The following is a 16,095-nucleotide window of genomic DNA, read 5'->3' as shown; positions in this document are numbered from 1 at the left end:
ATCAGGCAACCTCACTCTGACCATCACCTGCCTTGGCTTGCTCCAACGCCTGATTGGCCCGTTGAATCAAGGCTTCCGGCGAGTCCTGCTGCCAAGCCGCCAAACCGACACTGATGCTCTGATACAAGGTTTCACCGGTTTCTTTGTGTTTATAGGCAAAGTGAGACACTGCCAGCGCCAGCTCGGCGGATATTTGCCGTGCCCGTTCAATGGAAGTATCAGGCAACAGCACCGCAAAGCGGTCGGCGGCGTAACGGCAAATCAAATCCTGCTGACGCAGATTCAGCAGCAGCAACTCCGACATTTCATGCAACAAGGCATCCCCTTCCCGGTGGCCGTGCAGCCGGTTCACTTCGGCAAAACGATCGATATCGACCATCAGCAGTACCATTGGCTGATGGTTCTGCCTCGCCAGCAAGCCTTGCAGCTCTTCCTTCAAGTAACCAACCCGCCCCAGCTGGGTCAGATTGTCGATAAACCGATGCTCGCGAAACAGCTGCTCACGTTTGCGTAACTGCTGGTTAATCTTCAGCTGTTCCTTGTGCCAGTGAATCAGGCCGTACGTCAGCAAGGCGACACCAATCGGCATGGCGCCGGATTCCAGCCAGTGATCCCACATAATGCCCGCAGGTACCTCAATGAATTCGTCGAGGTTGTCCTGCCACATGGCCAGAAACATAAAACCCAGCCCAAGGGTCAGCAAATCGGTGACTCGTCCCGCCGGGCGACTGCCCAGAATCAGCACCATCCAAACCGCCAGCGCCAGCGCGGAACCGCCCTCACCAATGACGTCGATCCAGTCAATAACAGCCAAGGGTTTAACGGTACCGACGGACGCAAAGCCGATCAGCCCACCAAAGGCCAGGCCAAAAATCAGCAGCAGTTTTTGCCGGTGCAATCCCAGTGTTGAAAACATGATCCAGCCCTGAATCCAGTCGCGTTAAGTGATGCTGCATTTAAGCATGCGGTTCGCGCATTTAGCCGCCGGGGGTCATATCAGCTCAATGTAAAACCGCCGATTTTCGATGAATTTTTTATGACAGAGGCAGCAGCACCGATGCCATAAGGCCTGCCGAGCACTCAGGTGATCTTGCCGTCAGCACGACCGGCAACGGTGTAGGGGTCAAATGAGATCATCAGCGCCCTCAGTCACCGCGCCAAACGCCGCTTTTCGCCACCAAACCCCGTCCCAAGTCTGTTACTTGAAAATACCGTCACAGCACTGTCACACAGGCTTTCTAGTTTGCGCCGGGTTCACAAATAAAAGAGCGCCACACGAGCCAGCCAAAGAACCGGCCGGTGGCAAGACCTACTGGAGAGCGAACAGTGAAACTCATGATGAAACCTCTGGCCGTCAGTATTGCACTGGCGACCGCGGCCCTTGCCCACACTCAGGCCCACGCCGATGGCATTGTTGAAGGCCGCATTGTCGATGCCGCCAGCCAGACCGTATACAAGGGCGCGGTCGTGCGCCTGGATGAAAGCAAGCGCGAAGTGCTGGCCGAACAAGGCGGTCGTTTCCGCATGCCGCAAGTGCCGGCAGGTGACTACACCTTGATCGTCAAAATGGGCGGCAAGGTTATTGATACCCGCAAGATCACCGTTGCCGACAATCAGGTCACATCGGAAAGCATCATTGTTAACGACGGCGACGATGTGGTGGACGAAGTACTGGTTTACGGTCAGGCCGCGCAGATGCAGCGTGCACTGGATCGCCAACGCTATTCCGACGGCATTGTGTCAGCCGTTAATGCCGACGCCATCGGCGAACTGCCGGATGCCAACGCCGCCGAAGCGCTGCAACGTATTCCCGGCCTCAGCATTGAACGCGATCAGGGCGAAGGTCGCTTTGTGCGGGTTCGTGGTATGGGCGCGGATTACAACGCCGTTTCGGTCAATGGCACCCAGATTCCAGCTCCGGAAGCCGGTACTCGTTCCGTCGCACTGGACGTGATTCCAGCCAACCTGATCAGCTCTCTGGTCGTCACCAAAACTCTCACCCCCGACATGGACGCCAACTCCATTGGCGGCGCGATTGAAGTCGAAGGCGTATCAGCCCTCGACCGGGAAGGCCTGTTCTACAGCGCCGACGCCGAGTACAACCACGTTGATCTGACCGGCGACAACAACCCGAAAGTGTCCCTCGCTGGCGGCGACACCTTCGAGTTGGGTGGCGAACGTCGTTTGGGCGTTGCGCTGGCAGCCAGCTACGAAAGCCGTGATTTCGGTTCCGAAAACACCGAAACCGGTGGTGCCTGGGATGGCGATGGCCTCGAAGAAATGGAAATGCGTGACTACACCATCAATCGTGAGCGCAAAGGCGCTGCCTTGAACCTCGACTACGAGCACGACATCAACAACGCCTTTCACCTGCGCACCCTGTACTCCGAATTCACCGACGAAGAACAACGTCAGGCCCTGGTAGCCGCGTTCCTCGACAGCGAAGAAGAAACCGAAGCCCGCCTGGCAGGTGATACCGGTGCCGGTGAGATTGCCCGCGAACTGAAAGACCGCACCGAAACCCAGACCATCAAGTCAGTGACCTTCGGTGGCGAGCACTACATCAACGACTGGACCGTCGAATACGACCTCGGCCTGTCGAGCGCGCAGGAAAAAGAACCGGACTCCATGGACAGCGCAGTGTTTACCGCTGGCGTCGATGCCGTTGGTTACAACGGCTCACGCAAACCGATTCTGTTCGGAGACGAACTCTACGATGCCGCCAACTTCGAGCTGGACGAAATCGAACGGGTCAAAAGCCACAGCACAGATGACGTGACCGTTGCCAGCATCGACATCACCCGTGACACCATCGTCATGGACTACCCGGCCATGATCAAATTCGGCGGCAAGCTGAAGAACCGTAAAAAACATCAGGACGTCGATGTACGCAAGTACTCCGCCGACGGTGTGTCGATGTCGGACTACGTTGACGGCAACGTTGACTATAGCCTTGGCAGCCATGCCTCAAATACATATGGCCCATCACTGAGCAAAGGCAAGCTGCGTTCGCTGATGAACAGCCTCGCCGCCGACGCAGGTGCAGAAGCCGATGCGGTTGAAGAAGGCCTGGTGGATTCCTACGTTGAAGACTACACCATCGAAGAAGACGTCAACGCCGCCTACGTGATGGCCAAGGTAGAGACCGATCTGGCCGAACTGATCGCCGGTGTTCGCTACGAGAGCACCCAGCAGAAAAGCAAAGGCTACGAAGTCAACGAAACCGACGACGTCAACATTACCCGCACCCACTTCAAGCAAGACTACAACCACGTGCTGCCGGGCTTGTTGGCCAAGATTGAAATGGATGAAAGCACCAACTTCCGTGCCGCCTGGACCAACTCCGTGGTGCGCCCTACCTTTGAGCAAATTCGCCCAAGCATCGCCATCGACGGCGACGAACTGGAAGTCGGTAACCCGAATCTGAAAGCGCTGGAATCCAGCAACTTCGACTTCGGTATCGAGCACTTTATGGGCAACGCCGGCATGGTGTCTGCGTTTGCGTTCTATAAAAGTATCGATAACTTCTCCTACGAAACCGACATCCAGAACGACAGTTACTACAACGCGCTGGCGGGCGAAGACAACACGGTAACCACCACCTTCCGCAACGGCACCACCGCCACCGTCAAGGGACTGGAACTGGCGTACTCGCAGAAATTCGACATGCTGCCGTCGCCATACAATGGCTTGCTGCTGAGTGCCAACGTCACCTTTGTGGATTCCAAGGCCGATATCAGCACCGACGACGACGGCACCGTCCTGACGCGCACCATCAATCTGCCAAAACAGTCTGACACCACCGGCAACCTGATGGTCGGCTATGAAAACGACCGCATCAGCCTGCGTCTGGCGGCCAACTACAAGTCGTCCTACCTGGACGAAGTGGGCAACTACGAAGACAGCAGCGAAGACATTCGTCAGGCCGCCCAGACCCAGGTGGATTTCAACGCCAGCTACAAGGTCAACCCGCAGCTGAAAGTACGCTTCAAGGCCGCCAACCTGACCGACGAGCCGTACTACATGTACCAGGGCAGCGAACAGTACAACGCCCAGTACGAAACCTACGGCACCACCTACACCCTGGGTGTGAGCTACGCCAGCTTCTGATCTGGCCGAGCCCAGACCGGCTCGCTTGCGAGCCGGTTTATCACCCACCTCCGTTCGAGAATGAGACAATGATGAACAACTCCCACCGGTTACTGCTAACCACCCTGAGCTGTGCCAGTCTGCTGATGGCTGGCTGCGCCGCTACACCACAAACCTCCACCTCGTCAGCTACCAGCCCGATACAAGCTAAAGCCACACTGGCAGGCGGCGAGCACCTGCTGATGCTGAATGAGCAACACTGGCTGTCGATTGGCCCGGACCACAAACTGCAACTGGGACAGCAGTCCAACGGCGCGGCCACCATTTGGCAAGACAAATGGCATGGCGAATTCCTTGATAGCCGCATCGTCGATGGCAAGCTGATGACCGTATCGGTCGACAACAGCCAACGCCTGCACCTCAGCACCTTTGTGCGCAACGAACAGAGCGGCCAGTACCAGCGGGTTCAGGATGCAGTTGGCGGCGTTATCAATACACCACTGGAAGGACTGTGTTTGTACGCACCACAAGGCGATGCCATGCAAGTGTTCCTGCTGGACGAAAACGCCAACGGCCAGCAGCTGATGCTGACCCCGGCCAGCGCCGATGCCCATACCACCCAATTGAACACCACCCTGCTGCGTCAGTTTGCCACCGCGCCCGGGGCTGAATATTGCGTGGCCGACGACGACCGCGACACCCTGTACATCAGCGAACAAGCCGTCGGCGTATGGCAAATGAATGCCCGTGCCGAAAGTGACCCAAGCCGTACCATGGTGGAAATGGCCAGCCCGTTTGGCCACATTCAGGGAGAAGCTGGTGCCCTGGCAATTCAAGGCAACAGCCTGTGGATTGCCGAAGCCGAAAGTGATCGCATCCATCAGTACCAACTCGATAACGGCCAATACCTTGGTGTCGATACGCTGGCCGCCAACGGCGCTGCAGTTGCCATCGACACCCTGCTGATTTCGCCACTGTCCGGTCAGGCCGGTGTGTTCGACAAACACAGCGAACAATTGCTGAGCCTGCGCTTGCCATCGCAGCCTGCCATCAATGTCAGTGATCGCATCGCAACCATTGCTGCGACGGCCGAAACCGATCCGGTCAGCACCGCTGGCGATGCCGCCGATGACCCGGCCATTTGGGTTAACCCACACAACCCTGCTGCCAGCCTGGTATTGGGAACCAACAAAAAACACGCTTTGAACGTTTACGACCTGGACGGCAAGCAAGTGCAACAGCTGCCAGTAGGCCGGGTAAACAACGTCGATGTGCGCCAGCACTTCACCCTGCGCGGCCAGCCAATGGACATTGCCACTGCCAGTCACCGGGACCACAAGTCAATCTCGCTGTTTGCCATCAACCCGGACACCGGCGTGGTCAGCACCGCCGGGGAAATTGCGACCACACTGGAGAGCGTGTACGGCCTCTGCATGTACAAAAACAGCCGCAACCAGATGTTTGCTTTTATCAACAGCGAAAACGGCGAGTTTGAGCAATACCAGATCCTCGACAGCCAGGACGGCTGGCACGGCAAGCGGGTACGGCAGTTTGCCGTTGCCAGCCAACCGGAAGGCTGTGTTGCCGACGACCGCGCTGGCCGTCTGTTTTTGGGTGAGGAAAACCGCGCAGTATGGACATTGGGTGCCGAACCTGCCGCCAGCACCCGCATGACCGAAGTAGCGACGCTGGGAGATAAACTGGTTGCCGACATCGAAGGCATGGACATCTACCAAACCGAAGATGCCAACTATCTGGTGGTGTCGAGCCAGGGCAACGACAGCTACGTGGTATACGAAGCCGAAGCACCGTTCGCCTACGTTGGTCGTTTCCGCGTTGGCCTGAACGCCAGCAAAGGCATCGACGGCGCCTCTGAAACCGATGGTTTGACCGTCACCTCAGCTAACCTAGGCGACCAATACCCGCAAGGGCTGTTAGTGGTACAGGACGGCCGCAACCTGCTGCCGGAACAGCACCAGAACTTCAAATACGTCGACTGGCGAGACATTCGTGCCCTGCTGACACACTAAAGCGGCCCCGAGACAGAACACGCCGGAAAGCAAAATCGAGAAACGAGAAAGAGAGAAGAGGATAAGCACACGGGGCAAATTTGCCCCGTTATTCCATCAAGCAGTAAAAGCTTGAGGACAGCCAACCAACCTGAACAAGAAATGAACAATTCAGGCCGACTGAAGAACGCATTGCCAAACGACACATCAAAGTCACGCATGGGTTGCTAACTTGAAGGTGCGAGGCCCTCCATGCTCGCAACTCTGATGTTCTTCTTCATCGAAGCATTCGCCGGGAAAGTCCCGGCTTTTTTATGCCTGCAAGAAAGGAATTACAGCACCTGACGCAGATCGTCGTCGTCCGGCACACTCATGCTCGACCAGGACTCAACCACCTGACCATCGGCATTCAGCAGGTATTTATAAAAATTCCATTTAGGTCGCACAGACTGGGCGGCCAACTCTTTAAACAGCGGGTGAACGTCGTCGCCTTTAACCGGCACTGGGGCCAGCATGGTGAAGGTCACCCCAAAGTTCTTGCGACAAATACGAGCGGCTTCTTCTTCGGTTTTGGCTTCCTGATTAAAGCTGTTGGAGGCAACTCCAACCACCACCAAACCCTGATCCTTGTATTTATCGTGGATAGCCTGCAAATCACCAAACTGCTTGGTGAAACCACAATGGCTGGCCGTGTTAATCAACAGCACTGGCTTGCCTTGGGATACGTCACACAGGTTCAGCACCTTACTGCTGTGCAGTTGCTTCATGTTCTGGTGGTAAATGGCCGGGCAGTCGGCTGGCCAATTGGCGTCTGCGTTTTCACCGGCCTGAGTCGTCGCAGCGAATAGCCACAAGGCCACCATGACAACGGCCGCGAGCAGCCAACCCGAGCGTAAGCCGCCATGTTGCTGGGAGTTGTATTGCGGGGAAATGTTTTCTTGCGGCGCAACCATCACACGGCTTTCAGCCCTGTTGGATGATGCAGATGAAACGCGAGCCTGACGCGCATGCTGTACCCGACGAGCGTATTTCATGGAAACCTCCAAACCTGTACAAAGCCTATACATCATCCGGCGATTCCAGGCCGGAGTAAAGCGCTTTCACAGGCGAAGATGAAATTGTCGGGCACAACCTCTAAACCAGAGCGAACACCGAGTTATTCAGAGCCCCAGCTAACCCTTCTTGCCCGCCCCTTCCGCAATGCGCTTGATCACCCGCGCGGCAGCGACAAACCCAAAGGTGCCTGTAACCATGGTGGCGGAACCAAAGCCAGAGGAACAATCCAGTCGGGTGGAATCGCCGTCAAACGACTTGGTCTGGCATACCGAACCGTCCGGCTGCGGGTATTGCAGCTGCTCGGTTGAGTAGACGCATGGAATAGAATAGTTACGGCTGGGGTTGCGTGAAAAGCCGTATTCACGACGCAACAGCGAGCGAACCTTACGCGCCAACGGGTCGTTGGTGGTTTTGTTTAGATCGCCCACCTGAATCTGACTGGGATCGGTCTGGCCACCCGCAGCGCCGGTGGTGACGATGCGGATCTTACGGCGTTTGCAGAACGCAATCAGCGCTGCCTTGTTTTTAACGCTGTCGATGCAATCCACGACGTAATCAAAATGGCCGTGATTGCCTTCAGGGGCCAACAAGGCTTCCTGATTGGACGCGGTCAGAAACGACTCGACCACGGTAACGTCGCAGTCCGGATTAATGGCCAGCACCCGCTCTTTCATGGCCGCCACTTTCATCTTGCCCACAGTGCCGGTCATCGCATGGATCTGGCGATTGGTGTTGGTGACACACACATCATCAAGGTCGATCAGCGTCAGCGCGCCAATACCGGAACGAGCCAGCGCCTCGGCAACCCAGGTCCCTACGCCACCAATGCCAACCACACACACGTGCGCCGCAGCAATGCGCTCAAGTCCCTGCACGCCATAGAGTCTGCCAATACCGCCAAAGCGATCAATGTATCCGGGAGTCACTGCTACCTCTTGAATCTGTGTCGATCAAAAGGCGCAGTATATCAAGAGTTATCAGAGAGAAGACAGGCGAGCGCCGCCATGGTCGTAGCGCAACCAACGAGCGGTTTGACTAACGCGACTGAGTGAAACGTCCTGCTGCATAAAGCGACGTTCCAGCGACTGGCGGTCATCAGATGGAATCTCATTCAGCAGACCATTACGCAATACTGGCACTGGTGCAATGCGGTCTGTCAGGGAGGCAACGAACATGGACAGGAAGTTACCGTCCAAACGAGCATGTTCGTAATGGTTAATGGTCATCACCGTGGTATCGCCCTGCGCTTCCAGAGCCAGATAATCGCCTTCCAGCAGCGGCCCACGAATGGCGTCGAAGAACACTTGCAGATCTTCTGAATGCGCTTGCAGATTCACGTTGGCACCAGAAGATGTCAGGGCATCCAGCCACAGGCTTTGAAAACGACGAGGGGCGATCTCTTCTTCGACGACTTTGAACTCCAGTCGGAAGCCGTCACGCAGAGACAAACCAGAAGACGACGCATCGCTCATGGACACGATAAACCAGGGTTTTCCCAGCAGCTCGAAAGAGCCGTAGGAGCGTTCATTGACGGCGAACGCAGGTGAAGAGACAAGGGCAAACAACAGACAAATGACTGACCAAGTTTTCATACTGCTACCTGCTAATACTTGGGTTAACAACAATGCCACTATTCCCTGGCTGGTGTGACTCTTAGGATGTAAGAACAATGCACCAGAGTACACGAGGTAGGATTGTCCTACATCACCAACATAGCAGGGTGTCCGTTCAGTTAACGGACATTCATCACAAAACGAAAAGGAATATCAAATTCAAACTCGTCACCCTCCAACAGCGCCGGTATCTCAGCATAAGGAGCAGCCTTACGGGCCGCATGTAGCGCAGCGTGATCCAACATCTTATGCCCGGAGGGGTCAGAGATATCCGCTTGAATGATGTTGCCGGAGCGATCAAGCACTACGATTACCTTCGGGCTCCCCTCCAAGCCACGCTGCAGAGCTCTTTTAGGGTACTTCGCCAGTGCATTGGCCTGCATCAACATGCCTCGATAATAAGCAGCTTCAGCCTGCTGCTGGGCAATCTGTACAGCCAGGAGTCGTTCTGCGGCCGGCTCAGCTTCCTCCTGCTGATTCAGTGATGACTTAACAGCCTGCTCACTTCCAACAGCACTGATATCTGTATGGGATTCTGCAGAACCAAAGTCTGTAGCCTCTGTAGCTTCTGTAGCCTCTGTGCCTTGCTCTGTGACGTCGACCGCTACTGAATCAGCGGTTGTCAAACCACTGTTGGCTGTGGTGCTTGCAACGTCAGTCTCACGATTACTATTACTGTCACTGTTATTGACACTGACAGCCGCGATATCTCCTGCGTTTCCAGCAGTACTGGAGTCAATTAAGATTTCATTGGCAGGCAAGATCAAATTAGATTCTTCCGCACTCGCTGTATTGCCTGCGACCTCCACCGCAGCAGGAGTCTGAGCGACGGCAACGGCCTTGTTCATTTCTGCAGCGTTGGCTTTCGGCTTGCGCCACTGTTCGATTACCGCCACTCGCCCCTCGGCCGGTACCAGCATGGCTAGCTCAGTTGCCCGGGCAGAGCGTTCCGACGCCTGCATAGCTATCAAGTCCTGTTTAAATTGCTGGGTTCGAGGGTATTTGCCAACCCATGCGGTGAGCAGCGCTTTGGCAAAGCCGGGGTCATCCACGGTTTGCAGCAGCACACCATTGATAGAAATACGAGTATCGCTGCCGTTATTCACGATACTGACTCGATCTCCTTTTACAAGATCAGCCTTAAGCAACCGCATAAAACCAGTGACCTGAGCAACACGGGCGTTCATTTCAGCCTCAGTCAGATTAATGGCCAGGCCTTCATTCCAAAGCCGATAGAATCGTCGGGGAGACAGCTCCTCTGCCACAATGATCATGTCCATCCGCAAGGGATGCAGGTCCGATAGCCATGTATCCGCTGAACGGTTGTCCGTGTAGACAGCGGCGATATACATGTCGTTATTCAGGCGCTGGTAGGTCGACACCCCCTGTAGCTCCAGAGCCGATACGGCGACACAGCTACAGGTCAGAAAGATAGAAAATACAAAGGTAAAAATCGCTGTTACTGTTTTCATGGCTAACCACTTCTTTGATCAGCCTTAAACCATAACCAACTGACGTTACAGAAAATTGTATTCAAGGTCGCCAGACATAAATCCGGTTTTGATCCCTTCACGGTCCGCGTCACACCTAATGAAAACCCTCAAGAGCCCCATTCCCGCTTAGTCAATACTGACCAATTGAATCTGCTCGTTACTGGGCTGAAAGCTGGCCATCATTTTCGACAGCGATTGCGGGTTACGGATGTCGTTGAGGCTGATCCCCGCCAGCACGGTTTTTACCACAAAATTGATGCCGCCCCAGTTCCCGGCCAGCGAACACTGGTCCTGAATATCACAACGCACTGTCTCATCACTGCACTCAGTCAGGTTCACCTTACCTTCAAAGGCTTCGACAATGCTCAATAACGGAATTCGGGCCGGGCTACGGGACAAGCGATAACCCCCTCTTGATCCTCGCTTGGCCAACACCAAACCGGAATCCACCAAAGTTCGCATTACCTTACGAGCGGTTGGCAACGGCAAGGCCGTAGCAGCGGCAATTTCTTCCGTACTTTGCAAGGTTACGCCGGTTCGGGCGAGCTGGTTAAGCACCAGAATTCCATAGTCTGTCAACTTGCTGATTTTCATTCTCATTCTCACAAAAGTCCGCACCCCAAGCGGGATGCAGGCTGGATTGAACATTGGAAAAGTCAATCACCCGGAAAGAATACCAAATTAGTATCATTTGTGGTAATCAGGCGAGTACTTGAGTAAAATGCTTGGAAAATTTGATCAGACGTTGAAGTCGTTCGTCCAATCGACGGAATTGGCCGAACAATCCGGCTTCGCCAACCTGCTGTCGTGCACAACAGTAGGACGCCCAACCAAGAGAAAGCGCCATGAATGATGTAGTTAACCCAGCCGCGGCCGACATGCCGAACCAGGAAATTCATCAGCGAATCCGCAAGGAATATGCGGCCGGTTTTATCAGTGAGATTGAATCGGAAACCCTGCCACCGGGTCTGAACGAAGACGTGATCCGTTTTATTTCCGCCAAAAAGGGCGAACCTGAGTGGCTGACCGAATGGCGCCTGAAGGCATACAACGCCTGGTTGCAAATGGAAGAGCCGGAATGGGCACACGTTGAATACGAAAAGCCGGACTTCCAGGCGCTGTCTTACTACTCTGCACCAAAGAGCATGGCTGACGGTCCAAAGTCCCTCGACGAAGTCGACCCGAAACTGCTGGAAACCTACGAAAAACTGGGTATCCCACTGCACGAGCAAATGGCGCTTGCCGGTGTGGCGGTGGATGCCGTATTCGACTCGGTTTCGGTTGCCACCACCTTCCGCGACAAGCTGGAAGAAGCGGGCGTTATCTTCATGCCAATCTCTGAAGCCGTGCACAAGCATCCAGAGCTGGTTAAAAAGTACCTCGGTTCCGTGGTACCGCAGCGCGACAACTTCTACTCGGCACTGAACTCCGCCGTGTTCTCTGACGGTTCGTTCGTGTACATCCCGAAAGGCGTGCGCTGCCCAATGGAGCTGAGCACCTACTTCCGTATCAACGAAGCCAAGACCGGCCAGTTTGAACGTACCCTGATTGTTGCCGACGAAGGCTCCCACGTGTCCTACCTGGAAGGCTGTACCGCACCCATGCGCGACGAAAACCAGTTGCACGCCGCGGTGGTTGAGCTGGTTGCCATGGACGATGCTGAAATCAAATACAGCACCGTGCAGAACTGGTACCCGGGCGATGAAGAAGGCAAAGGTGGTATCTACAACTTCGTAACCAAGCGTGCGATTGCCCACACCAACGCCAAGGTCAGCTGGACCCAAGTAGAAACCGGCTCCGCCGTGACCTGGAAATACCCAAGCTGTATTCTGAAAGGCGACAACTCTGTGGGTGAGTTCTACTCCGTTGCGCTGACCAACAACTTCCAGCAGGCTGATACCGGCACCAAGATGATTCACCTGGGCAAGAACACCCGCTCAACCATCATCTCCAAAGGCATCTCTGCCGGTAAGAGCCAAAACGCCTACCGCGGTCTGGTGAAAATGAACTCCGGTGCCGAAGGCGCCCGTAACTTCACCCAATGCGACTCGCTGCTGATTGGCGACAAATGTGGTGCCCACACCTTCCCGTACATCGAAAGCAAGCACCCGTCTGCTGTGATCGAGCACGAAGCCACCACTTCCACCGTCAGCGATGACCAGCTGTTCCTGTGCCGCCAGCGCGGTATCGACACCGAGAAAGCCGTTTCCATGATCGTGAATGGTTTCTGTAAAGAGGTGTTCAAGGAACTGCCGATGGAATTTGCGGTAGAGGCCGGCAAGTTGCTGGAAATCAGCCTCGAAGGCTCTGTTGGCTAACGGATTGGTCTGATGTCAGAGGTCTGACGTCTGAGGCAAGCAACGAATAGCATCCGACGTCCAGCATCCGACGTCCGACAAAATTAGCGTCAGGCGTCCGATTTCAGACGTCCGACCAGAATTAAACGAAAGCGCCCGACGCCAGACACCGGGCGCCAGACTAAACGAGATACAACCATGATCAGCATTAAAAACCTGCACGCATCTGTTGAAGACAAGCCCATCCTCAAAGGCCTGAACCTGGACATCAAGCCGGGCGAAGTTCACGCCATCATGGGCCCTAACGGTGCTGGTAAAAGTACTCTGGGCAATGTATTGGCCGGTCGTGAAGGTTACGAAGTGACTGACGGTTCCGCCGTGATGAATGGCAAGGAACTGCTGGAGCTGGAAACCGAAGAACGTGCCCGCGAAGGTCTGTTCCTGGCATTCCAGTACCCGGTTGAAATTCCGGGTGTTTCCAACCTCGAATTCCTCAAGGCTTCAGTAGACGCCGTGCGCGAACACCAGGGCAAGGATGCGCTCGACAGCGTTAACTTCCTCAAGCTGGCTCGTGAAAAAGTCAAAGCCGTTAACCTCGACCAGAGCTTCCTCAAGCGTGGTGTTAACGAAGGCTTCTCCGGCGGTGAGAAAAAGCGTAACGAACTGATGCAGATGATGCTGCTGGAACCTCAGCTGTGCATTCTGGATGAAACCGACTCCGGTCTGGACATCGACGCCCTGCAAGTCGTGGCCAACGGTGTGAACGCCATGCGCGATGAAAACCGTTCGTTCATTGTTGTAACCCACTATCAGCGTCTGCTGGACTACATTGTGCCGGACTACGTTCACGTACTGGCTGACGGCAAGATCGTCAAATCTGGTGGTAAGGAACTGGCACTGGAGCTGGAAGAAAAAGGCTACGGCTGGCTGGAAAACGGCGAGGCGTAATCATGAGTGTATTTCAAACCCAACAACTGGCCGCTCTGGAGCAAGCCCAACCACTGAACTGGTTGGCCGATGTTCAGCAAGCCGGTAAATCCGCGTTTGCCGATACCCAATGGCCAACCCGCAAGGTGGAAGCGTGGAAATACTGCTCGCTGAAAACACTGGGCGACCAGGGCTTCGATGCCGCACAACCGGCGGCGATTGCTGGTGCCGAGCAACTGCAAGCGCACATCAGCATCCAGAATCTGGATGCCAGCAAGCTGGTGATCATCAACGGTCAGATCAACCTTGAGCTGTCCAATGCGCTGGCACTGGAGCAGGTGACCCTGTTTGCTGATGCCAACGCCGAGCAGCAAGCGATCATTGCCGAGCGCCTGAGCGCTGCCCGCCAACAGCCAAACCAGCATCTGTTCAACGATCTGAACGACGCCGCCCTGCAAAACGGCGTACTGGTTCAGATTGCCAAAAACAGCCGTCTGGACAAGCCGCTGCACATTGTCTCTTTGAACACCGGTGCTGACGCGGCCTACTCGGTTAACAGCCGGGTTCTGGTTGATCTGGGCACCAGTGCCGAGATGACCCTGATCGAGCAGTTTGCCTCGCTGTCCGACGACGCCGACAACAGCTTCACCAACAACCAGACCGACGTGCGTGTGGGCGACAATGCCCGCTTCAACCACTACCGTCTGAACATGATGGCCAACGCAGCAAGCTTCGTGGGCACTACCCGCATTGATTTGCAACGCGATGCCAACTACGACGCCTTCCATCTGGGATTGGGCTCGGTGCTGACCCGTAACGACATGGTGATCAACCATAACGTTGGTGGCTCCCACGCTGAAATCGCCGGCATCTATGTGCCACAGGGCAAGCAGCTGGTCGACTTCCATACCTGCATTGAGCACAAGGTTGCCCACTGCACCAGTAACGAAGTGTTCCGCGGCATCATCAACGACGAAGCCAAGGCAGTGTTCAACGGCCGCATTCATATCCATCAGGATGCCCAGAAAACCCTGGCTGAGCTAAGCAACAAGAACCTGTTGCTGACTAACAAAGCTGAGATCAACACCAAGCCGGAACTGGAAATCTACGCCGACGACGTGCAGTGCGCCCACGGTGCCACCGTTGCCCAGCAAGATGAAAAGGCCCGCTTCTACCTGCAAAGCCGTGGCATCAGTGCCGCTGATGCTCAGGTGATGTTGAGCTTCGGTTTTATCAACGAGCTGATCGACAACCTCAAGCTGGAAGCCATCGGCGACTGGTTGCGCCCGGTACTGGCTCAGCGTTTTGGTCGTGAGCAACTGTTCTCGGCCGAACAAACCGGAGACCTGTGATGAGTACGATTGCCGCTGCAGAACGTCAGGCCTACATCGAAAAAGTACGTCAGGACTTCCCTGCCCTGCACCAGCAGGTGCATGGCAAGCCGCTGATCTACATGGATAACGGTGCGACGACGCACAAGCCGAATGCGGTGATTGAGTGTGAGTCGACGTTCTACAAAACCGTCAACTCCAACGTACATCGTGGTGCTCACTACCTCAGCGACAAGGCCACTGAACAGTTTGAAGCAGCACGTCGTACCGTGCAGAACTTCATTGGCGCACTGAAGCCGGAAGAAATCATCTGGACCAGTGGCACTACCGAAGGCATCAACCTGGTGGCCTCTACCTGGGGTCGTAAGAACATTGGCCCGGGCGACCGCATTCTGGTGTCCGAAATGGAACACCACTCCAACATCGTGCCGTGGCAGATTCTGGCCGAAGAGAAAGGCGCCGAAGTCGTACCGATCCCGGTACTGGACAACGGTGAACTGGATCTGAACGGCTTCGCCGAGCTGATGGAACCACGGGTCAAACTGATCTCCATTGCCCATGTGTCCAACTCGCTGGGTTCGATCAACCCGATTCACGACATCGTGCGCATGGCACGCATCAATGAATCCGTGGTGATGGTCGATGGCGCTCAGGGCGTATCCCACTTCGACGTTGACGTACTGCGTCTGGACTGCGATTTCTACGCCTTTTCTTCCCATAAGCTGTTTGGTCCGACCGGTATGGGCGTGCTGTACGGCAAGGAAGAACTGCTGAACGACATGCCTCCTTACCGTGGCGGCGGCGAAATGATCGACCGTTGCTCGTTCGATGGCACCACCTGGAATCAACTGCCGTACAAATTCGAAGCCGGCACACCGAATATCGCCGGAGCCATTGCTCTGGGCGCTGCCATCGAATACCTGAACAGTCTGGATCGCAAGATTCTGGCCGCGCAGGAAGATGTTCTGATCAAGAAAGCCCACGAGATGGCGGCCGAGCTGGGCGGCATTCGCATTGTTGGCGAAGCCCGCAAGAAAGCCTCGGTATTCAGCTTCTTGCTGGAAGGCACACACCCGGCGGATGTTGGCGCGCTGTTGGATCAGCAAGGCATCGCCATTCGTACTGGCCACCACTGTGCCCAACCGCTGATGGCCCGTCTGGGTATTCCGGGCACGGCTCGAGCTTCGATGGCGTTTTACAACACCGAGGCTGAAGTAGAGGCCTTGTTCCACGGCCTTGAAAAAGCGAAGACTTTCTTACTTTGATACTGGACGTCTGAG

At 55.4% G+C, this 16,095-nt stretch carries 12 protein-coding genes; 6 read left to right on the top strand and 6 right to left on the bottom strand.

Annotation, left to right across the window (positions count from 1 at the left end; genetic code table 11):
- Window position 1 precedes the first annotated feature (1 nt).
- A complete protein-coding gene (locus tag ACXADJ_RS03395; protein ID WP_475063092.1) occupies window positions 2–916 on the bottom strand; it encodes a GGDEF domain-containing protein in 915 nt (304 codons plus the stop codon).
- 419 nt (window positions 917–1,335) lie between these two features.
- On the opposite strand from ACXADJ_RS03395, the gene ACXADJ_RS03390 reads away from it, so the two are divergent.
- Together ACXADJ_RS03390 and ACXADJ_RS03385 are read left to right on the top strand one after the other, a co-directional pair.
- Entirely contained in the window at window positions 1,336–4,110 is a 2,775-nt protein-coding gene (locus ACXADJ_RS03390; protein WP_475063090.1) for a TonB-dependent receptor, read from the top strand.
- Between the two features lie 71 nt (window positions 4,111–4,181).
- A complete protein-coding gene (locus ACXADJ_RS03385) occupies window positions 4,182–6,119 on the top strand; it encodes a phytase (RefSeq protein WP_475063088.1) in 1,938 nt (645 codons plus the stop codon).
- A gap of 311 nt (window positions 6,120–6,430) precedes the next feature.
- On the opposite strand, the gene ACXADJ_RS03380 is transcribed toward ACXADJ_RS03385, so the two are convergent.
- From ACXADJ_RS03380 to ACXADJ_RS03360, 5 genes are all read right to left on the bottom strand, one after another.
- Complete coding sequence (locus ACXADJ_RS03380) at window positions 6,431–7,132, bottom strand: glutathione peroxidase (RefSeq protein WP_475063086.1); 702 nt, start codon at window positions 7,130–7,132, stop codon at window positions 6,431–6,433.
- Window positions 7,133–7,270: 138 nt separating this feature from the next.
- Window positions 7,271–8,080: a tRNA cyclic N6-threonylcarbamoyladenosine(37) synthase TcdA gene (tcdA, locus tag ACXADJ_RS03375; protein WP_475063084.1), complete on the bottom strand. Its 810-nt coding sequence runs from the start codon at window positions 8,078–8,080 to the stop codon at window positions 7,271–7,273.
- Window positions 8,081–8,131: 51 nt separating this feature from the next.
- Window positions 8,132–8,746, bottom strand: a complete 615-nt coding sequence (locus ACXADJ_RS03370) for a hypothetical protein (protein ID WP_475063082.1) — start codon at window positions 8,744–8,746, stop codon at window positions 8,132–8,134.
- Between the two features lie 140 nt (window positions 8,747–8,886).
- Window positions 8,887–10,239 (bottom strand): TonB family protein, encoded by a 1,353-nt coding sequence (locus tag ACXADJ_RS03365; protein WP_475063080.1) that lies wholly within the window; start codon window positions 10,237–10,239, stop codon window positions 8,887–8,889.
- Between the two features lie 147 nt (window positions 10,240–10,386).
- Entirely contained in the window at window positions 10,387–10,854 is a 468-nt protein-coding gene (locus ACXADJ_RS03360) for an SUF system Fe-S cluster assembly regulator (RefSeq protein WP_036536742.1), read from the bottom strand.
- Between the two features lie 284 nt (window positions 10,855–11,138).
- Between ACXADJ_RS03360 and sufB the strand changes: the two genes are divergently transcribed.
- The 4 genes from sufB to ACXADJ_RS03340 all read left to right on the top strand — a co-directional run bounded on the left by sufB (window position 11,139) and on the right by ACXADJ_RS03340 (window position 16,080).
- Window positions 11,139–12,578 (top strand): Fe-S cluster assembly protein SufB, encoded by a 1,440-nt coding sequence (gene sufB, locus ACXADJ_RS03355; RefSeq protein WP_475068112.1) that lies wholly within the window; start codon window positions 11,139–11,141, stop codon window positions 12,576–12,578.
- A gap of 177 nt (window positions 12,579–12,755) precedes the next feature.
- Complete coding sequence (gene sufC, locus ACXADJ_RS03350) at window positions 12,756–13,505, top strand: Fe-S cluster assembly ATPase SufC (protein ID WP_028294425.1); 750 nt, start codon at window positions 12,756–12,758, stop codon at window positions 13,503–13,505.
- Between the two features lie 2 nt (window positions 13,506–13,507).
- Window positions 13,508–14,836 (top strand): Fe-S cluster assembly protein SufD, encoded by a 1,329-nt coding sequence (gene sufD, locus ACXADJ_RS03345; protein WP_475063074.1) that lies wholly within the window; start codon window positions 13,508–13,510, stop codon window positions 14,834–14,836.
- Complete coding sequence (locus ACXADJ_RS03340; protein ID WP_475063070.1) at window positions 14,836–16,080, top strand: aminotransferase class V-fold PLP-dependent enzyme; 1,245 nt, start codon at window positions 14,836–14,838, stop codon at window positions 16,078–16,080. The genes sufD and ACXADJ_RS03340 overlap by 1 nt, the downstream gene beginning before the upstream one ends.
- Window positions 16,081–16,095: the final 15 nt, after the last annotated feature.

Source organism: Oceanobacter sp. ABM4_470, from assembly GCF_056158645.1.
The sequence above is the reverse complement of the archived record's forward strand: the minus strand, read 5'-3'. Positions and strand labels throughout refer to the sequence as shown.